The 19,429-nt window shown below is 63.3% G+C and carries 21 protein-coding genes; 11 read left to right on the forward strand and 10 right to left on the reverse strand.

The window, feature by feature from the left end; all coding sequences use genetic code 11:
* Positions 1–16: 16 nt before the first annotated feature.
* A complete protein-coding gene (gene gor / locus GGD66_RS00120) occupies positions 17–1,405 on the forward strand; it encodes a glutathione-disulfide reductase (RefSeq protein WP_183256563.1) in 1,389 nt (462 codons plus the stop codon).
* Positions 1,406–1,413: 8 nt separating this feature from the next.
* On the opposite strand, the gene GGD66_RS00125 is transcribed toward gor, so the two are convergent.
* Complete coding sequence (locus GGD66_RS00125; protein ID WP_183256564.1) at positions 1,414–2,553, reverse strand: hypothetical protein; 1,140 nt, start codon at positions 2,551–2,553, stop codon at positions 1,414–1,416.
* 375 nt (positions 2,554–2,928) lie between these two features.
* On the opposite strand from GGD66_RS00125, the gene GGD66_RS00130 reads away from it, so the two are divergent.
* Positions 2,929–3,237 carry a hypothetical protein gene (locus GGD66_RS00130; protein ID WP_246788748.1) on the forward strand — a complete coding sequence of 103 codons (309 nt, stop codon included), beginning with the start codon at positions 2,929–2,931 and terminating at the stop codon, positions 3,235–3,237.
* A gap of 13 nt (positions 3,238–3,250) precedes the next feature.
* On the opposite strand, the gene GGD66_RS00135 is transcribed toward GGD66_RS00130, so the two are convergent.
* The 3 genes from GGD66_RS00135 to GGD66_RS00145 all read right to left on the reverse strand — a co-directional run bounded on the left by GGD66_RS00135 (position 3,251) and on the right by GGD66_RS00145 (position 5,576).
* A complete protein-coding gene (locus GGD66_RS00135; protein WP_018319991.1) occupies positions 3,251–3,436 on the reverse strand; it encodes a hypothetical protein in 186 nt (61 codons plus the stop codon).
* A gap of 63 nt (positions 3,437–3,499) precedes the next feature.
* The gene (locus GGD66_RS00140; protein ID WP_183256565.1) at positions 3,500–4,729 is read right to left on the reverse strand and encodes a carboxylate-amine ligase; all 1,230 of its coding nucleotides are present in this window, start codon (positions 4,727–4,729) and stop codon (positions 3,500–3,502) included.
* A gap of 19 nt (positions 4,730–4,748) precedes the next feature.
* Entirely contained in the window at positions 4,749–5,576 is an 828-nt protein-coding gene (locus GGD66_RS00145; protein WP_092252391.1) for a class II glutamine amidotransferase, read from the reverse strand.
* A 500-nt stretch (positions 5,577–6,076) separates the two neighbouring features.
* Here GGD66_RS00145 and GGD66_RS00150 point away from each other — a divergent pair, with 500 nt between their 5' ends.
* From GGD66_RS00150 to GGD66_RS00170, 5 genes are all read left to right on the forward strand, one after another.
* Positions 6,077–6,550: a tellurite resistance TerB family protein gene (locus GGD66_RS00150; RefSeq protein ID WP_179730982.1), complete on the forward strand. Its 474-nt coding sequence runs from the start codon at positions 6,077–6,079 to the stop codon at positions 6,548–6,550.
* A 2-nt stretch (positions 6,551–6,552) separates the two neighbouring features.
* Positions 6,553–6,915 carry a hypothetical protein gene (locus GGD66_RS00155; protein ID WP_092252395.1) on the forward strand — a complete coding sequence of 121 codons (363 nt, stop codon included), beginning with the start codon at positions 6,553–6,555 and terminating at the stop codon, positions 6,913–6,915.
* Positions 6,912–7,547: a TerC family protein gene (locus tag GGD66_RS00160; RefSeq protein ID WP_018319996.1), complete on the forward strand. Its 636-nt coding sequence runs from the start codon at positions 6,912–6,914 to the stop codon at positions 7,545–7,547. Before GGD66_RS00155 ends, GGD66_RS00160 begins: the two co-directional genes overlap by 4 nt.
* Before the next feature lie 33 nt (positions 7,548–7,580).
* Positions 7,581–8,162, forward strand: coding sequence for a TIGR00645 family protein (locus GGD66_RS00165; protein ID WP_018319997.1), 582 nt, complete (start codon positions 7,581–7,583; stop codon positions 8,160–8,162).
* A gap of 203 nt (positions 8,163–8,365) precedes the next feature.
* Entirely contained in the window at positions 8,366–8,629 is a 264-nt protein-coding gene (locus tag GGD66_RS00170; protein ID WP_026202291.1) for a hypothetical protein, read from the forward strand.
* 164 nt (positions 8,630–8,793) lie between these two features.
* Here GGD66_RS00170 and GGD66_RS00175 read toward each other — a convergent pair whose 3' ends face one another.
* Together GGD66_RS00175 and GGD66_RS00180 are read right to left on the reverse strand one after the other, a co-directional pair.
* A complete protein-coding gene (locus GGD66_RS00175; RefSeq protein WP_018319998.1) occupies positions 8,794–8,961 on the reverse strand; it encodes a hypothetical protein in 168 nt (55 codons plus the stop codon).
* Between the two features lie 1,439 nt (positions 8,962–10,400).
* Entirely contained in the window at positions 10,401–11,297 is an 897-nt protein-coding gene (locus tag GGD66_RS00180) for an alpha/beta fold hydrolase (protein WP_183256566.1), read from the reverse strand.
* A 180-nt stretch (positions 11,298–11,477) separates the two neighbouring features.
* Here GGD66_RS00180 and GGD66_RS00185 point away from each other — a divergent pair, with 180 nt between their 5' ends.
* The 4 genes from GGD66_RS00185 to GGD66_RS00200 all read left to right on the forward strand — a co-directional run bounded on the left by GGD66_RS00185 (position 11,478) and on the right by GGD66_RS00200 (position 15,686).
* Complete coding sequence (locus GGD66_RS00185; RefSeq protein WP_183256567.1) at positions 11,478–12,866, forward strand: class II 3-deoxy-7-phosphoheptulonate synthase; 1,389 nt, start codon at positions 11,478–11,480, stop codon at positions 12,864–12,866.
* A gap of 4 nt (positions 12,867–12,870) precedes the next feature.
* Complete coding sequence (locus GGD66_RS00190) at positions 12,871–13,224, forward strand: diacylglycerol kinase (RefSeq protein WP_018320918.1); 354 nt, start codon at positions 12,871–12,873, stop codon at positions 13,222–13,224.
* 16 nt (positions 13,225–13,240) lie between these two features.
* Positions 13,241–14,998 carry an NAD+ synthase gene (locus GGD66_RS00195; RefSeq protein WP_092252407.1) on the forward strand — a complete coding sequence of 586 codons (1,758 nt, stop codon included), beginning with the start codon at positions 13,241–13,243 and terminating at the stop codon, positions 14,996–14,998.
* Positions 14,999–15,152: 154 nt separating this feature from the next.
* Positions 15,153–15,686, forward strand: a complete 534-nt coding sequence (locus tag GGD66_RS00200) for a putative immunity protein (RefSeq protein WP_183256568.1) — start codon at positions 15,153–15,155, stop codon at positions 15,684–15,686.
* A 48-nt stretch (positions 15,687–15,734) separates the two neighbouring features.
* Here the strand turns inward: GGD66_RS00200 and GGD66_RS00205 are convergent, their stop codons facing one another.
* From GGD66_RS00205 to GGD66_RS00220, 4 genes are read right to left on the reverse strand one after another with little or no spacing between them, the layout of a single operon-like run.
* Complete coding sequence (locus tag GGD66_RS00205; protein ID WP_165637155.1) at positions 15,735–16,127, reverse strand: cytochrome C oxidase subunit IV family protein; 393 nt, start codon at positions 16,125–16,127, stop codon at positions 15,735–15,737.
* 9 nt (positions 16,128–16,136) lie between these two features.
* Positions 16,137–16,859, reverse strand: coding sequence for a heme-copper oxidase subunit III family protein (locus GGD66_RS00210; RefSeq protein WP_092252412.1), 723 nt, complete (start codon positions 16,857–16,859; stop codon positions 16,137–16,139).
* Between the two features lie 14 nt (positions 16,860–16,873).
* A complete protein-coding gene (locus tag GGD66_RS00215) occupies positions 16,874–17,578 on the reverse strand; it encodes a cytochrome c oxidase subunit 3 (RefSeq protein ID WP_018320922.1) in 705 nt (234 codons plus the stop codon).
* Complete coding sequence (locus tag GGD66_RS00220) at positions 17,575–19,353, reverse strand: cbb3-type cytochrome c oxidase subunit I (protein ID WP_183256569.1); 1,779 nt, start codon at positions 19,351–19,353, stop codon at positions 17,575–17,577. Before GGD66_RS00220 ends, GGD66_RS00215 begins: the two co-directional genes overlap by 4 nt.
* Between the last annotated feature and the right edge of the window lie 76 nt (positions 19,354–19,429).

The raw sequence follows: 19,429 nt of genomic DNA on the forward strand, positions 1-19,429 counted from the left end.
GGGGGCGGAGTGGACAATGGCTGAATTCGACGTCGACCTCTTCGTCATCGGTGGCGGCTCGGGCGGCGTGCGTGCCGCCCGCATCGCGGCGGGCTACGGCGCCCGCGTGACGATCGCGGAAGAGTACCGCATGGGCGGGACCTGCGTGATCCGCGGCTGCGTGCCGAAGAAGCTGTTCGTGATCGGCTCGCATTTTCGCCACGAGCTCGAGGACGCCGCAGGTTTCGGCTGGACCGTTCCGCCCGCAACGTTCGACTGGCCGACGCTGATCGCCAACAAGGACAAGGAGATCGCGCGGCTGGAGGCGGCCTATACCGCCAATGTCGAGAAGTCAGGCGCGCAGATCGTCAAGAGCCGCGCGGTGATCGAGGACAAGCACACCGTGCGTCTGCTCGAAAACGACCGCAAGATCACCGCAAGATACATCCTGATCGCCACCGGCGGCGCGCCCAACCACGGCGCATCGATTCCCGGCATCGAGCACGTGATCTCCTCCAACGAGGCGTTCCACCTTGCGAGGCTGCCGAAGCGGATCGTGATCCAGGGCGGCGGCTACATCGCGCTGGAATTCGCCGGCATCTTCGCCGGCTTCGGCTCCGACGTCACCGTGATCTATCGCGGCGACAACATCCTCCGCGGTTTTGACGAGGATGTCCGGACCCACGTTCGTGCCGAGATGGAGAAGCAGGGCATCACCATTCTCACCGGCTGCACGGTGAGCAAGGTCGACCGCCACGGCGATGAATTCACCACGCATCTGTCGAACGGATCGAGCATCGCCTCGGAGCAGGTGATGTTCGCCATCGGCCGCCATCCGGCTGTCGCCAATCTCGGGCTGGAGAACGCCGGCGTCGCCATTAATCCTGCGAACGGCGGCATCGCGGTCGACCATTTCTCCAGGAGCTCGGTCGACAGCATCTATGCGATCGGCGACGTCACCCATCGCTTCAATCTGACGCCGGTGGCGATCCGCGAAGGCCACGCCTTCGCCGACACCGTGTTCGGCAAGCGCGAGGTGAAGGTCGACCACGCCAACATCCCGACCGCCGTGTTCTCGCAGCCGGAGGTCGGCACCGTTGGTCTCACCGAGACTGAAGCGCGCGCGCAGTTCAGTCACGTCGACATCTACAAGACCTCGTTCCGCCCGATCAAGGCGACGATGTCCGGCCGCGACACCCGCGTGCTGATGAAGCTCGTCGTCGACGGCTCGACCGATCGCGTGCTCGGCTGCCACATCGTCGGCGATGCCGCCGCCGAGATCACGCAAGCCGTCGCGATCGCGGTGAAGATGAAGGCGACCAAGGCCGATTTCGACGCGACCATCGCGCTGCATCCGACCGCGGCCGAAGAGCTCGTCACCATGCGCACCCCGACCGCGCGCCACGTGCGCCAGGCCGCGGAGTAGGGCGTCTCCTAAGCGTAGAGATATCCGACAGGCTTGCCTTCGGTGCGGAGCGGACGAATGTCCTTCTGCGTGATGATCTGGCCGGCGAGACCGTCGATCTCGTCGCGTTGCGTCGGCGTCCAGCCGCGGAGGTCGTCGATACCCTTGAGAAGGCCGAGTCGGAGCACCTGCGTGTTCTCGCCGACCGCAATGAGGCTGATCGCGCTCTTGCCTGCGGTCACGACGTCGCCGGCCGCGAGCTCGAAGGTCTCGCCTGCCTTGTTCCTGAATTCGGCCGTGCCGCGAATGACGCGATAGATCACGACCTCGCCCTTGGCGAACGAGGCGGCGTCCGCGGATGCCGATGTGCTCTTCGGCAGAAGCGACCGGCCGCGCGGATCGGTTGCGATGATGTGGCCGGTGACGAGCTGGCCGCTCGGCGCCTCGATGCCGATATCGCGCACGTAAACGGACAGCGCCGATTTGATCGAGCCGTCGCCAAGCGGCTTGAACAGTGCATCCAGCGCCAGGGGATCCTGAAGCCAGAAGCCGGCATTGGCCGGGCGATCGTGCAACGGATGGCTCCAGGCCACGCGCGGCGTTTCGGCTTCGTTGATCTGATCGGGACCGACGATGGTGGGATTCGGAAAGGTGGTGGGATCGGTGATGAAGGCTTCGAGGAATTTGCCCGAATAGCCCATCGAGACCGGATCCGGCACCACCGTCTGCGGCGTCTTCAAATTCTCTTCGGTCGATAGGCCCGACCAGGTGTAGAACAGCTGGCGATGCACGATCGCGCTTTGCAGCATCACCGCGCCGGGGCCGACATTGTAGAAGCGCCCGTCATAGTCGAAGGTGAAAGCGCCCGAGGTGACCAGCACGAGCTGAAAGCCGCCGGGCGGCAGATGCAGATGGAAGTCGGTGGGACCGGTGTCGGGACGGTAGATCGGCAGATTGGTCGCGACTTCGTGGAGCAGGAAGGTTTCGTTGTTGGCGTGAAAGCCTTCATTGGCGCGATTGTAGAGCGCTTGCGGGCGATACGTCGCCTCGAACTTCGCATTCCGATCGCGATCGATCGCGATGAAGTCCTGCGTGTTGAGGCGGAGCGGCGCGCCATTCGGATGGGTGAGGCCGGTCGTCTTGAGATCGCCCGCAGGATGCACGTTCATGACGTTCTCCGCTCTGCGCCGTTGCTTCGCTTGCACCGTCATTGCGAATTTTGGGCCAGTTGGTTTGCGAAGCAGCAAGCGGGCCTGGCGCCGCGATGCCGGCGTGCCCGTTCAGGAAAAATCCGGTGGCTGCACGGGAGGTTAGATCGACAGCTTGTTCTGCTGGTCGGACGCGTGCTGGGGATACGCGCTTCCGGCGCAGTGAGGGGCCTGTCTAATTTGTCGGCAAGGCGGGAGTGCGCGTGCAGCGGCGGCGGTGCCGGATCGGTCCGATGGCGCCTTCGGGATTTAGCGAAAACGTCGCGACCGGGCGGGGCGGCGATTGACAGAGTGTTCACGTTTTGTTCTTATGCTGCGACCGAGATGGAGGCAGCCATGGACAACCGTATCAACGAAATTCGCAGAACCATCAGAGCGCTCCGCGTCAGCATGCGCGAAGCCGAAGCGATCATGCATGAGCAGATCAACCGCGACGAGGATTGCAGCTTCGTGGCGCAGGAAGTCATCAAGATGCGCTCGGTCATGAGCCTGCTCGCGAAGGAGCGGATCGCGCTCGGCGATCACGAGCCGATCGTCGTGAACAATTTCTTCATCCCGCGGCGCCGGCCGACGCGAAAGCCGGTCACGGCTCTTTCGCCGACCGCGGATTCCGTGTTCCGTCCGCGCGTGGTGGCGCGGGTTTGACGCAGAGGGCGGCTCAATCAAAGGCGTGAGGCGCGGCCCGATCCGGCTTGCCGGCCGGGCTGTCAGCCCACTTTGCCATCTCCATGGTCCGGGCGTCGACGCCCTCGCACCAGAAGCAGCTTGGCCGCGCGCGGCCGTTCTCGGACAGGATCGGGACCAGGCTGTGGCCGCAACCGGCGCACCAGGCGATGTCAGTCATGCATTCCCCCACGGCGTAGCAAATTCAGAAATGACGTTCTCGTCCGGGAAGCTTGCGCGGGCGCTATGACGGCGCTGGAGCGCTGCGCCCGATCGGCGCGCTGGTTCCTGAGATCGTCGATGTAGCGATCCATCGTGACACGGCTGCGATGTCGTCGCCGTTTTCGCGATAGGCGCGAAGCTGGAATTCGGCCGAGCTGCCGCGGTCCACAATGACCCGGCAATGCTCGATCTCGGCGGCGCAGCCCAGTGCGTCGGCGTCCTCGGTGATGTCGTCGATGATTCGGGAGAGCATCTCCGAGATCGTGACCGGTCCGTCTCTGGAGGCGAAGATGCAATCGGTGCCGTAGCGCTGGGCGCGCCATTTATTCTCCACCGCAATTGCGCGTTCGACCGCGGTGACCCCCTTGGACAGATCCGGTCGCAGATAGAGGCGGCGCGTCAGGCAGCGATAGAGCGAGGCGATGGCGACGGCATCGTCGACGAAGGTGCAGGTGTCGGGCGCCCGAAGCTCGAGGGTTGGGTGCCGCATCGAGGGGCGCATCGCCCACCAGATGTGGCTCTCGTCGGGAATGACGCCGGAGCGCTGCAGCGCGCCGACATAGTCGTCGTAATCCTGCCTGCTCTCGAACAGTTCGGGCAGGCCGGTGCGCGGCAGCTCGGAATAGGCGGCGAGACGGTAGCCCTTCAGTCCGGTCTTGTGCGAATTCCAGAACGGGGAGGACGCGGACAGCGCGATGAACAGCGGCAGATGCGGCAGCATAGCCCGCATCACCGCCATGCGCTTCTCGGGATCGGGCAGCTGGACGTGCACATGCATGCCGCACATCATGTTGCGATGGCCGATGCTGCGCAGATCCTCGATCATCTCCTCATAGCGCGGTTTCGGGCTTGGCTGCGACATGCGCCAGACCGCGGTCGGGTGCGTGCCGCAGGCCATGATCACGAAACCATATTGCGCGGCGACGTTCGCGACTTCGCGCCGCAGGAAGCGAAGCTCTTCGCGGGCGTCGTTGACGTCGACGTGAACGTTGGTGGCGACCTCGAGCTGGGATTGCAGCATCTCCCGCATGGCCTGGCCGCCGGTCGACCAATTCGCCGATTCGAACAGCTCGTTCGGAGTTTGAATGGCGACCTCGAAGCTGCGGCGGTCCGCCAGGAAGTACTCCTCCTCGATGCCGAAGGAATATTCAGCCGCCTTGGCCCCGCCGCCGGCAGAGCGAATGACCAGGTGCTGCCTGTCACCCGAGGAATCGAGGCGCAGCAGTTTCAAAACGTCCGAAGTAGATGTCATTGGCCACCCGGCAAAGGCATTACCTGCGGGCGATAATCCGTCTGACGGGGGCGGGTTCCGCGTCGCACTCACCGGAAATTGCAACGTCGAACGGAACAATCTTCACGTTTTCGGACGCGCGCGCGATCAGCGCGTGATTTGGCGGCACTTCGGACCAATCCGATTCCTTGTCGAAGGGTTCGGACACGACGATGACCTGGCCGCCGTCCTCCCGGTAATACAGCGTGTTTGCGGCGTCGTTGACCGCAACGCGAAACGCATAGAGATCCCGGCCGTTCGCGATCGCACTGGTGAAGCGCAGCCGTTCGCGCAGCTGCCCCTCGTTGACGAGGCCGACGAGGGCGTGCAGCACGCGCCGCGTCGCTTGAAGCGGATCGCTGTCGAGCCCGGCACCCATCATCGCCAGGAACACAGCCTCCGAATCGGTCGTGCCCAGCCGCGATGGATAATAGGCATCGGGGATCAGCGCCTCGACCTTGCGCCGCAGCCGATTCCAGCTCCCGACGAACCCGTTGTGCATGAACATCCAGTGGCCGCAGGCAAAGGGATGGCAATTCTGTCGCGTCACCGCCGTGCCGGTGGCGGCGCGCACATGGGCAAAGAACAAATGCGAGCGCAGATGCCGGCAGAGATAGCGCAGGTTTTCGTCCGACCAGGCCGGGCGGGTCTCGCGGTAAAGGCCGGGCTCCGGATGCTCGCCGTACCAGCCGAGACCAAAGCCATCGCCATTCGAGCCCGCCGTGGATTGCAGCGAGCGGATGCTCTGCGCGACCAGCGAATGTTCGGGCTCGGTGACGTAAGGCTCAAACGAGGTGGTCTCGCCCCGGTATGCGATCCAGCGGCACATGGGAGTTCCTTGCGGCTTCCTGTCAGACAATGCGTGCTGAGTTGCACCAACACACCCGCCGAGGCGATGTTCCCGGCGCCGAGGGCTTGCCCCGGACGCAGTGCAGCGCCTCTTGGCGGCGCACTGCTGAGCCGGGGCCCATAAGGTTGGGTGCGCCATCTGGGTCCCGGCTCTGCGCAGCAGCGCTACGCGTTGCATCGCGTCCGGGACACGGAGCGCGACGTGCTTAACGAAGGTGCACGACCGCGGAACCGATGCGGCGGCTGGTCGCAGTCATCTCGCCTTGATTCCGACGGACCCACCTTTATCTCTGACACGAACAAGAATCCGGGCCCCTCTGGCGAGGACGCCGACGTTCGTCGGCAAACCTCGTGATGTCGGATGACCTGTCCCGCGCGAATGCGATGGATCGGCCGATCGTCGGGCCTCTGTACTCTCTCTCCGACCATTCGTCCCCATCGCAGCTCCGTGCGGCCATTTCGCAACATTGAGGAGCAACGATGACTGACGCCAAGCATTCAAATCCGATCGAAATCGAAATCACGGAACCGTCCAGCCTGAACGAGCAGGCCGCGGTTGCGCTGGTGATCGTGGGCGCGCTGGTTGCGGTTGCCGACCGGCGCGTTTCGCCGGTCGAGCGCGACGAGGTGATCCGTTTCATCAAGGATCGCAAGCTGGCGCCGCACATCTCGGACGAACGGCTCTATGCGATGTTCGATGAGCTCGCCGAACGGCTCGAGGAACCGGATTTTGCCAATGTCGTGATCGACACGCTGCGGCCGGTTTCGAACTTGCCGCTGTCGTCCCATTTGATTGAGCTGTCGGAGCGGGTGGCTGCGGCGGATGAGGACGTCCATCCCCACGAAGTGCAGGCGATAAAATTGTTGCGCTTGCTGACGCTGGTGCTGCCGCGCGCGAAGCCGGTCACGTCGGGTCAAGGGCGCACCGAACGGCAGATGGCCACAGAGGAGTAAGCATGAGCGCAGCATCGCACGAGCGTACGAGTGAAGCCGCAGGTCCCGCCAGCGAAATGGCCGGCGGCGACCCGCGCCTCGAAAAGCTCGTCGATCGGCTGCCGCCGCGCATGGGTGACACCGTCACCTATCTGCTCAAGCCGTCGAACCGCTGGGTCAGAATTCCATCGGGCGCGCTCCTCATTGTGGGCGGTGTGCTTTCCTTCCTTCCGATCCTCGGCGTCTGGATGCTGCCGCTCGGTCTCGCGCTGCTTGCCGAGGACGTGCCTGCGTTGCGCTCCTCACGTTCGAAGGTCCTGGATTGGGTCGAGCGGAAGAAGCCGCATTGGCTCGATCCATCCGCATCGAAAAATGATCAATCATGACTGAATTCATCACGCCCGAAGCGCTCACTGCGCTGCTTCAAGTCGTCCTGATCGACCTCGTTCTCGCCGGCGACAATGCCGTCGTCATCGGCCTCGCCGCAGCGGGACTTCCGGCCAAACAGCGCCGCCGCGCCATCATCGTCGGTATCGCCGCCGCCACGGTACTGCGCATCGTCTTCGCCGGCGTCGCGACCCAGCTGCTGCAGGTCATCGGCCTGTTGCTTGCCGGCGGCGTGCTGCTGCTCTGGGTTTGCTGGAAGATGTGGCGCGAGCTGCGCGAGCAGTCGCATGGGGGGCAGCTGGCGTTCAGCCATGGCGGCGGCGCGGACGGTGCGACCGTGCAGCGAAAGACCTTCGGTCAGGCTGCGGTGCAGATCGTCGCCGCCGACGTCTCGATGTCGCTCGACAACGTGCTCGCGGTCGCGGGCGCCGCGCGCGAGCATCCCTACATTCTCGTCTTCGGGCTGTTGCTGTCGGTGGCGATGATGGGTGTTGCCGCCGATCTGCTTGGTCGCGTGCTCCAGAAGCATCGCTGGGTCGCCTATGTCGGCCTCGCCATCATCATTTACGTCGCCTTCGAGATGATCTATCGGGGCTCGCTCGAGCTCGCGCCTGTCATCGCGAGTCTCTGAGGCGACAACTCTTTCCGCAATCCGGAGTAATTCATGACGTCCGAACCCAAAGCACCTTCGGCGCAAGGCGAGCCGCCGCGCCTAGGCCTGTTTGCGCAGCTCATCTTTGGCTCCCGTTGGCTGCAAGTGCCGCTCTATGTCGGCCTGATCGTCGCGCAGGCCGTCTATGTGCTGCTGTTTCTGAAGGAGCTCTGGCATCTGGTCGCGCACTCGTTCGACGCCAGCGAGCAGCAGATCATGCTGGTCGTGCTCGGGCTGATCGACGTCGTCATGATCTCGAACCTCCTGATCATGGTGATCGTCGGCGGCTACGAGACCTTCGTGTCCCGCCTGAACCTGACCGGTCATCCCGACGAGCCGGAATGGCTGAGCCATGTCAATGCCAGCGTGCTCAAGATCAAGCTCGCGATGGCGATCATCGGCATCTCCTCGATCTCGTTGCTCAGGACCTTCATCGAGGCCGGCAATCTCGGCACCACGCGCAGCAATTTCACCGAGACCGGCGTGATGTGGCAGGTGCTGATCCACATGACCTTCATCGTCTCGGCGATCGGCATCGCCTGGGTCGACCGCCTCAGCGACAACGGCCATCGCAAGGAGGCCGGCCACGGCTGACGAACCTGGCCGCCTGACAACCTCCCGAGCGGCCAATCCTGAGCCCGCCTGATCGTCCGATCCGGCGGGCTCCTTTTTCAATCGATAAAATTGTCTGCAAACGGCTCAGCAGCAGCAAACCCTGCGGACAAGAAGCTTGGCGCCTTAAACCAGGCCTTTGGAACCGATCTGCATCCTGCGCGCAAAAGGGCAGGGCTATCGGCATGTCAATTCTAAGGGAGATCGTCGCATCGGTCGCGGGAGTCTACGCGCTCCTGCTCGTCTGTGACGCATTGTTCGGGGTCGGCGAGGCGCGCTTCGACGACGCCTATTATCGCGCCAGCTTCTACGCACCGCGGCCGAAGGAGTTTCGGTTTGCGACCGACACGCCGCCGGCGGTCCGCGTCAGCGACGCGTTCTCGCAGTTCGCGCCGGGCGAGGCCAAGCCCAACAGGCGCTATTCGTCCCTGACGACGATTATCCGTTAGGGCCTGTACTCATTAATCGGCTGTCCGCCTGACGTCCGGTTTACCGCCAGCCAGGGCGCTGGCAGTTCAACCGCTAATGAGCTTGTCGAATCCGACCAGTAGCCAGAAACCGACAGCGCGACCCGAGCTAGATGGGCCATGACTGGAAACTGCTGGCAACGTAATCAATGAATATTGAGCTTTTCCAGAGGCAATTGCAGTTCCGCCGCTCTCTCGGCACGATCCCTCTTGCGGAACTCGTTCTCTTTGCGTTCGAACTTGATCATCTCTTGCTGAGCTGCTTCGAGCAGGCGATTTCGCTTAGCGTCGTCGTATTGCGTATTGTCGGTCATGATCAGGTCCTCTCGCGGCCTTACTCCTAAGCAAATCGGGCGACAGCGCCAAGGTTCGATGCCTGAAAATTACGGATTTATGACGGCGCGAGAGCAGGGCAGCAGTTAAAAGAGGCGCGGCCGGGCTTGAAATATGCGTCCCGGCGGCGCCCTATTCTCTAACTGAGCACTGAAATCTCAGTTGACGCCAATGTGCAACGAACATGCCACAGGCTCGTGACATCATCTTGCTCCTGCATCACGGTCGTGGCCCTTTCTGCGCCAACTAGTGCCTAAGGCACGCCTTCAGAAACTCGATAGGTGAAACACCTTTCCTGCCGCGTATGTGCCGTTTCACATCTTTTACGTGAAGCAACGCTAAGATCCCCGGTGAACGCCTTTTACAAATGTCGGTAATTTTCAGCAGTTGCAGCTCTTGGAGCTCGTAATGAATAGTCGTGGTCGGATTTGCGACCGTATGATCATTTTGAATCAACGGGTGTGGTTGCTCAACTCTCAACTTGCAGAACTTCGGAACCTCCGCGCTCGGGTATTGAAGACCTGCGAGAGAAGCAGCCGCAAACGATCGAAAGTCCGACTTATTTGGGCCAAGCGGCGGTAAATTTGTAGTTGTAGTGTCCGCTTTGGGTCACGAAGAGTAGATCAAGGTGGCGACTTCCGCTTTACGGCGGTGAGCCGACCATTATGGGTACGCCCTAATTCGAGGCGGGCGCCGGCGGTCCCATGGCCTTCACCTCAGAGGCTTCCTCGTCGGTGAAGACGCGGCTGCGCGCCGGGAATCGCACGCCTTTCAGCGTTTCCACGGAAACGCTCGAGCCGCGGTCGCACGATATTTACAAGGCCTTGTGTTGCCCGACGGGCAAAACACGCGAGCCCTGGGTCAACGCGCTGGGGCAAAAATATTCCACTTTACCGAAATTCGGAAATCGCGTATGTGTCGCTGCATCCCGGCCCAACGAAGAGGGGCGTATCGCGATCGTCACGAACGCGGGCCGGGTTGCGGTGGACGTGGGTCACATCGGCGCTGAGGGTTTTGCAGGGCGGGCAACCGTGAGCGAGACCGTCGCGCACACGACCGGTGTGATCCGCGTACGGCAAAATCGTGTGGTCCTGGCGCCCGGGGTCTGTGCGCCAAGTCTTGCGGTGATGTGGCGGTCCAACCGGGCACGCGCATCAGTCATCCACAAGGCGACGGGGGCAATAGTGCAACGCTCCCCGGGGAGAGTACGACATAAGCCGTAAAGCCACTGCGCAGGGAAGGCCGGGATGCTCCGGTTGCCCTGTTACCCGCTATGCATGAAGCACACGCAATCTGCTCTTCGCATGGCGGTCGATGGGAGCCAACCGGCTCCCGGCCTTCCCTGCGCCCTCTTTCATGAGAGGGTAAGGCACTGGTCAAAGCTCGGGCGAGAAAAGCCGCGAGAACGCGAAGCTGTGTCTCAGTCCCCCTGGATCCATTCGGCGACGCCGCGCCACAGCGTGTCGCGATGCTCGGGGCGGAAAAAGCCGAAATGGCCTATTCCCTTGGCGCCGACGTCGGACGGCTTCACGGTCAACACCTCCGGCTTGATCGCGGTGAACCCGCTCGCGAGCAGTTCGACCGCCGGCCGCGTCGCCCACGGATCGTCGGAGAAGCACAGCGCCCGCAGCTCGCCCTTGAACTTCGCAAAATTCTCCAGCGCCGGCAGTTTGGAATCGAAGAGATAGCGGGGGCTCGAGACCCAATTGGCCCATTGCAGGAAGACCCCCTTGGGCAAATCCTCCCCGACGCCGGCCCAGCCCGGGGCGTAGCCTAGCGTGTGGGCGAGCGGTACGCCGATGAGGTTCATGAAGGCGAAGACGCGGTATTTCTCCGGCGAGGTCATCAGCCGCCACGTCGCGGCCTGCGAGGCCACGAACGCGGCGCGCGAGATTTCGCTGTTGTTGGCGATCAGCCCCAGCGCCTGGCCGCCGAAGGAATGGCCGACATAGGCCAGCGGCAGGGTGTTGTACCGCTCCCGCATCCAGCTGACCGCGGCGGTGACGTCGAGCGCGGCCCAATCCGACATCGAGGCCTTGAAGCCGACCAGCGATTTCGGCTGGTTGTAGCCGACCATCGCCGGCAGCCGGGAATCGCCGATGCCGCGATAGTCGTAAGTGAGGACCGCGCAGCCGCGATGGGCGAGATAGGAGGCAAAGCCCCGATAAATCTTGCGCGGCACGGCGGTCGCCGAATTGATCAGGACGGCATGGCGCTTGGTGCTGCGCGGCAAGAACAGGGTGCCGGCCAGGGCATACCCGTCGGTCGCCGGGAAGTTGATCTCGTCGATGAAAACGTCGTCCAGTGCCGCGTCCATGGGCGCAAGGTATCCTGCCAGTTTGCCTCGCCCTCCCAGCAAATGCGAATTTGGCTTTCCCCGCAAGGGCTTGCAGTGCCGACTGGATTTACAACTGGCGGGGCGGGGCCAGCCTGTGTATAAGGCGGCCCTCGCAACCCCTAGATCAGGTTGTGCTTTTTGCTTCACGGAGAGATTGCGATGTCCGAGCGGTGGACGCCCGAGTCCTGGCGCAGCAAGCCGGTGCTACAGGTGCCCGACTATCCCGACGCCAAGGCCCTGGCCGACGTGGAGGCGCAGCTTGCGACCTTTCCGCCGCTGGTGTTCGCGGGCGAGGCGCGCAACCTGAAGAAGGCGCTGGCCCGCGTTGCGGCCGGCGAGGCCTTCCTGCTCCAAGGCGGCGACTGCGCCGAGAGCTTTGCCGAGCACGGCGCCAACAACATCCGCGATTTCTTCCGCGTGCTGCTGCAGATGGCGGTGGTGCTGACCTACGCCGGCGCGGTGCCGGTGGTGAAGGTTGGCCGCGTCGCCGGCCAGTTTGCAAAGCCGCGGTCGTCGCCGACCGAGAAGCTCAATGGCGTCGAGTTGCCGAGCTATCGTGGCGACATCGTCAACGACATCGCCTTCACCAAGGAAGCGCGCGTGCCGGATCCGCAGCGCCAGCTGATGGCCTATCGCCAGTCCGCGGCGACGCTGAACCTGCTCCGCGCCTTCGCCACCGGCGGCTACGCCAATCTCGGCAGCGTGCATCAGTGGATGCTCGGCTTCCTCAAGGATTCACCGCAGTCCCGCCGCTACAAGGAGCTGGCCGACCGCATCTCGGACGCGCTCAACTTCATGCGCGCCTGCGGTCTCGATCTCGAGGCCCATCCCGAGCTGCGCGCCACCGATTTCTACACCAGCCACGAGGCGCTGCTGCTCGGCTACGAGCAGGCCATGACCCGCGTCGATTCCACCACTGGCGACTGGTATGCGACCTCGGGCCACATGATCTGGATCGGCGACCGCACCCGCCAGCTCGATCACGGCCATATCGAATATTTCCGCGGCATCAAGAATCCGATCGGGCTGAAATGCGGCCCGTCGCTCAAGTCCGACGAGCTTTTGAAGCTGATCGACGTGCTCAATCCCGACAACGAGCCGGGACGGCTGACGCTGATCGGCCGCTTCGGCTCGGATAAGGTCGGCGAGCATCTGCCGAACATGATCCGCGCCGTGAAGCGCGAGGGCAAAGTGGTGGTCTGGTCGTGCGATCCCATGCACGGCAACACCATCACCTCGACCTCGGGCTACAAGACGCGCCCGTTCGACCGCGTCCTGTCGGAGGTGAAGTCTTTCTTCACGATCCATGCCGCCGAAGGCACCCATGCCGGCGGCGTGCATCTGGAGATGACCGGGCAGGACGTCACCGAGTGTATCGGCGGCGCCCGGGCGATCACGGACGAGGACCTCAACGACCGCTATCACACGGTCTGCGATCCCCGCCTCAATGCCGAGCAATCCATCGACATGGCTTTCCTGATCGCCGAGCTCCTCAAGCAGGAACGCGCGGGCAAGGCCACGCCGATGCCGGCCGCAGCGGGACTCTAGGATCTTGCTGCGGATCTGGAAGGCCACGATCAATTCCCGTAACGGTCTGGCCTTTGCGTTCCGATCGGAGCAGGCCGTCCGCGAGGAGATTTTTGCGCTCCTGGTGTCGCTGCCGCTGGCCTGGTTGGTCGGCGCGACCGCGATGCGCGCGGTCGAGCTGGTCTGTTCGGTTGCGTTCGTGCTGACAGTCGAGCTGCTCAACACCGCGATCGAAAAGCTGGCCGACCGGCTGACGATGGATCACGATAAGCAGATCGGGCGGGTCAAGGACATGGGCTCGGCGGCCGTCGGCGTCGCGCTGCTGATGGCAGGCGCGTTCTGGATCATCGCCATCATCGAGCGACTGGGATTTATCTGATCGGAGCGCGGCGGCCATGACCGAACGTCTCAAAGCATTCGCGGTCACGCTCGCCCAGCTCAATCCGACCCTGGGCGATATCGAGGGCAACGCCGCCAAGGCGCGCAATGCGCGCGCGAGAGCCATCGCCGACGGCGCTGATCTCGTGCTGTTTCCGGAATTGTTCATCGCCGGCTATCCGCCGGAAGACCTCGTGCAGAAGCCGGCCTTCCAGGCGGCCTGCCGCGCTGCGATCGAGGCACTGGCCCGCGAGACCGCCGATGGCGGGCCGGCCATGCTGGTCGGCACGCCCTGGGTCGAGGACGGCAAGCTCTACAATGCCTGCGCGCTGCTCGACGGCGGGCGCATCGCTGGCTTGCGTTTCAAATGCAATCTGCCGAATTACGGCGTGTTCGACGAGAAGCGGCTGTTTTCGCGCGGCCCCGCTGCGGGCCCGGTGACGGTGCGCGGCGTGCGGATTGGCGTGCCGATCTGCGAGGACATCTGGCTGGAGGAATCCGAGGACTACGAGAACGTGGTCGAGACGCTGGCCGAGACCGGCGCCGAGATCATCCTGGTGCCGAACGGCTCGCCTTACGCCCGCGACAAGAACGACGTGCGCCTGTCGGTCGCGGTCGCCCGCGTCACCGAGAGCGGCCTGCCGCTGGTTTATCTCAACCAGATCGGCGGTCAGGACGAACTCGTGTTCGACGGCGCGTCCTTCGCGCTCAACGGCGATCTCTCGCTTGCGGCGCAATTGCCGTCGTTCGACGAGAGCATCGTCACGCTGCGCTTTGTGAGAAATGGCGACGACTGGCGCTGCACGGGCCCGATCGCCGAGCCACCCGAGGGCGACAACGCCGATTACGCCGCCTGCGTGCTGGGCCTGCGCGACTACGTCGGCAAGAACGGTTTTCCCGGCGTGCTGCTCGGCATTTCCGGCGGTATCGACTCGGCCCTCTGCGCGGCGATCGCGGTCGATGCGCTCGGCGCCGATCAGGTGCATGGCGTGATGCTGCCGTATCGCTACACTGCAGCACACTCGATCGCCGATGCGGGCGAGCTCGCCGGCCATCTCGGCATCCGCTATGAGGTGCTGCCGATCGCGGAGGCCGTGACCGGCTTCGAGACCATCCTCTCAGGCCTCTTCAAGAATCTGCCGCCCGATATCACCGAGGAAAACCTCCAGGCCCGCAGCCGCGGCACGCTCTTGATGGCGATCTCCAACAAGACCGGGTTGATGGTGGTGACGACAGGCAACAAGTCGGAAATGTCGGTCGGCTACGCCACGCTCTATGGCGACATGAACGGCGGCTTCAACCCGATCAAGGACATCTACAAGACGCAGGTGTTTCGGCTGGCGAGCCTGCGCAACGGCTGGAAGCCCGATGACGCGCTCGGGCCGGCGGGCGAGGTGATCCCGCCCGACATCATCACACGGCCGCCGAGCGCGGAACTGCGCGAGAACCAGACCGACCAGGATTCGCTGCCGCCCTATGAGCTGCTCGATGCCATCCTGGAGCGTCTTGTCGAGCGCGAGCAGCCGCTGGATCAGATCATCGCGGCCGGTTTCGATCGCGAAACGGTCACCCGCATCGACCATCTGCTCAACGTCGCCGAATACAAGCGCCGCCAGGCCGCGCCCGGCGTGAAGGTGACGCCGAGGAATTTCGGCCGCGACCGCCGCTATCCCATCACCAACCGCTTTCGCGACAAGGGCGAGGGGCTGCCCGCCGTCGACGAGACGCTGGTCTCGCGCGGCAGCAAGGCGTCGATCGACGCGTTCGAGGGGTGAAGCTTTCGGTGTGAGGACGATAGCGCCCCATGGTTCGCTGTCATCATCCGCGACGGCGGATGATCCAGTACTCCGCGGCGGATATTGAGACGACCGACTTCGGCCATAGCGCGTCAATAGGGATGGCCCCGCGCTGGTGTCGAGCAGGTGAGGCATGGCAGACGAGTTCATCCTAGATATTGAGGATCTCCGTGAGGTCGCTGCCTACGCGGCGGAAAATGCCGCGGACGTGCTGGAGATATTCGAGCAATCGTATCCCGCAGATTCCCGTCCGCGCGATGCGCTCGAAACCGCCCGGACGTTCGCAAGAGGAGGCAAGCGGGTGAAGGCCTTGCGCGATGCTGCCTGGGCCGCGCTGAAGGCAGCAAGGGAAGCCGAAAATGCAGCAGCCAGCCAAGCTGCGCGCGCCGCGATGTGTGCCTCATCCGCGGCCTATCTCCATCCCTTGGCTCGATCGACTCAGGTCAGGCACATTCTCGGCGCGCCCGCCCATGCAGCCCGGGCCACTGAACTTGCAGCGGGCGATGCTGCAGATGTTGGTGCCGACTATGTTGAGCGCGCCGTCCGGCGCGCGACGCCTGGGCTCGTCGAGGTTCTGCGCCGCTACCCGCTCGCACCGTCCGGTGGAGGGCGGGTTGGCGAACTGCTGCGCGCAATCGACCGCAGGCTTCGCAGCGAGCTGGCGTAACCAGATGCCCACCTCGCAAAGTAGTGGCGGTAGAACTCAGATTTGCCGCTACGATGGGGTTGCGAAAAACAGCACCCGCAGGAAGTGCGTGTATTCGGATTCGAGCACCATGATCGACACAAAGACCAACACCGCGATCGGCGGCAGCAGGATGGCATAGGCCAGCGCCAGTCGCTCCCAGGCCATGTGCATGAAGACGGCGACGATCAGGCCGGCCTTCAACATCATGAACAGCAGGATCAGCGACCACCTCAGATAGCCATGCAGGCCAAAATAGTCGACGAGGTAGGAGCACGTGCTGAGGACGAACAACCAGCCCCAGACCACCAAGTAGAGCTTGATCGGGTGCTGTTGACCGCTGGCGTGAACGGCTCCCGTTGCGACTGCGCCATGAGCCGGAGCGTGGAGCTGTCCTTCCATGTGTACCGCCGCGTTTGTCATGCGCCGACCTCACCAAAGATAGAAGAATGCAAAGATGAACACCCACACGAGATCGACGAAGTGCCAGTACAGGCCCATGATCTCGACGATCTCGTAATACCCCTTGCGGCTGGTGAAGAAGCCACGCCTCTCGACGTCGAAGTCGCCGCGCAAGACCTTCCGCGCAATGGCGATCAGGAAGATCACGCCAATCGTCACGTGGGTGCCGTGGAAGCCCGTGATCATGAAGAAGCTCGCGCCGAACTGCGGTGCGCCCCACGGATTGCCCCAGGGCCGGACGCCCTCCATGATCAGCTTGGTCCATTCGAAGGCCTGCATGCCGACGAAGGTTGCGCCGAACGCCGCTGTGGCCAGCATCAAGGCTGCGGTTCTGACGCGATCGCGGCGGTAGCCGAAATTGACGGCCATCGCCATCGTTCCGCTGCTGCTGATCAGCACGAAGGTCATGATGGCGATCAGGATCAGGGGGATGTGGTTGCCGCCGATATTGAGGGCGAAGACTTCGCTGGGATTCGGCCAGGGCACGGTCGTCGACATGCGCGCCGTCATGTAGGAAAGCAGGAAGCAACTGAAGATGAAGGTGTCGCTGAGGAGGAAGATCCACATCATGGCCTTGCCCCAGGACACGTTCTTGAAGGCGCGCTGATCGGACGCCCAGTCGGCGGCGATGCCGCGCCAGCCCTCAAGCCGCGCAGTCGAATGGCCCGGATTTGTCAGCACGGTCTCTGCCATCTGGTCTCGCCTCCCTAGCTCAGCAATCGGCGACAGATGTTGACGAAATCGTCGGTCCAGCCCGTGAGAAGCCCGAGCAGCACAAGCCAGACCAGCAGCAGGAAATGCCAGTAGATGGCGCACAGCTCCACGCTCAAGCGCATGTCGGCGATCCCGGCGCCGCGCCACATCTTGGTCGAGGTTCGGCCCAAAGCCACCAGACCACCGGTCAGATGCAGCCCGTGCACTGCGGTCAACAGGTAGAAGAAGGAGTTCGCCGGATTGGACGCCACGAAATATCCGGCCGCGCCGAGCTGTTGCCATGCCAGAAGCTGTCCGCCGAGGAAGATCACGGCAGCTGCGCCGCCCGCGAGCAGGCCGATCATGACGCCTTCAGCGTCGTCTCGGTGCGCGGCCACGTAGGACCATTGCAGCGCGACGCTGCTCAGGATCAGGACGCCCGTGTTGAACCACAGCAGCCGCGGCACGGGCAGCGTCCGCCAGTCCGCCACGTCCATGCGCATCGAGTAGGCGCTGATGAAGAGGACGAACAATGCGCTCGCGACGGCGAGAAACACCCCAAGTCCGACCTTCGCTGCCGGCCAGGTCATGGCATCGCCGCCGGGGAAGTCACCAGCCGGGCCTTCCTCCAGCCAGGGCTTGGCCGTCAGCCGCTGCTGCGACAGCCACCACCCGGCGATCACCGCAAGCACAGCCAGGAAAAGGATGATGGCGCTCACGAAGCAGCTCCCTGAATGAGCTGCGTCGCGTGCGGCGGCTGGTTCTGCGGAATGAAGTCCTCCGCGGCGCCAGGCACACTGTAATCATAGGCCCAGCGGTACACGACCGGGAGCTCCTTGCCCCAGTTGCCGTGCCCCGGAGGCGTCTCCGGCGTCTGCCATTCCAGCGTCGTCGCCCGCCACGGATTGCCGCCTGAGGCCTCACCTTTGAACAGGCTCCAGGCAAGATTGAACAGGAACACCATCTGGCTGAAGCCGACGGTCAAGGCCACCACGGAGATGAAGGCGTTCAGTGAATGGGCCGAGGACGGGATAAACGACGTTTCTCCGAGTTCGAAATACCGGCGCGGAACCCCGAGCAGTCCAAGATAGTGCATCGGGAAGAAGATCAGGTAGGCGCCGAGGAAAGTGACCCAGAAGTGAAACTTGCCGAGTGCGTCATTGTACATTCGCCCCGTGACCTTGGGGTACCAGTGATAGATCGCGCCGAGCACGACCATGATCGGCGCCACGCCCATCACCATGTGGAAATGCGCGACCACGAACATGGTATCCGAGAGAGGCACGTCGACGACGACGTTGCCGAGGAAGAGGCCGGTGAGCCCGCCGTTCACGAAGGTGATGATGAAGCCGAGGGCGAACAGCATCGGCACCCTGAGATGAATGTCGCCGCGCCACAGGGTCAGCACCCAGTTGTAGACCTTGATCGCAGTGGGGATGGCGATGATGAGCGTCGTGGTGGCGAAGAAGTACCCGAATTGCGGGAACATGCCGCTCACATACATGTGGTGCGCCCATACGATGAAGCTGAGCGCGCCGATGGCCACGATCGCCCAGACCATCATGCGGTAACCGAAGATGTTCTTGCGTGCATGCGTGCTGATCAGATCGGAAACGATGCCGAAGGCGGGCAGGGCAACGATGTAGACCTCGGGGTGGCCGAAGAACCAGAACAGGTGCTGGAAGAGCAGCGGGCTGCCCCCGCCATATTTCGACAGCTGGCCCATCTCGACGAGGGAGGGCATGAAGAAACTGGTTCCCAGCAGGCGGTCGAGCAGCAGCATGACCGAGGCAACGAAAAGTGCAGGGAATGCCAGCAACGCCATCACGGTTGCCGTGAAAATGCCCCACACCGTCAGGGGCAGGCGCATCAACGTCATGCCGCGGGTGCGTGCCTGGAGCACCGTCACCACGTAATTCAGCCCGCCCATAGTGAAGCCGATGATGAACAGGATCAGGGACGACATCATGAGAATGATGCCCCAATCCTGCCCGGGCGTTCCGGAGAGGATTGCTTGCGGCGGGTACAGCGTCCAGCCGGCGCCGGTCGGGCCGCCGGGCACGAAGAATGTCGAGGCCAGCACGAGGACTGCGAGCAGGTAGACCCAATAGCTCAGCATGTTCACATAGGGGAAGACCATGTCCCGGGCGCCGACCATCAGCGGGATCAGGTAGTTGCCGAAGCCGCCCAGGAACAATGCGGTGAGCAGGTAGATCACCATGATCATGCCGTGCATGGTGATGAACTGGAGGTACTGGTTGGCATCGATGAAGGAGAAGGTGCCGGGGAATCCCAGTTGCAGTCGCATCAGCCACGAGAGCACCAGGGCCACCAGCCCGATGGCCGAGGCCGTCAGCGAGTACTGAATGGCGATCACCTTGGCGTCCTGCGAGAAGACATACCGTGTCCACCAGCTCCTCGGATGATAGAGCTCGACATCAGGTACTTCGGCAGGCGGAGTGCCTGCGATCCCTTCGTATGGAATATCGACCATAGAAAACCTCCTCGGTCGTTTCCATCGGGGGCGACGAGTTGGTCTCACGCACCCGATCCATCTTCGCGGCGGCGCT

It is taken from the genome of Bradyrhizobium sp. CIR48 (genome assembly GCF_014198315.1).
In the GTDB taxonomy this organism is placed as follows: domain Bacteria; phylum Pseudomonadota; class Alphaproteobacteria; order Rhizobiales; family Xanthobacteraceae; genus Bradyrhizobium.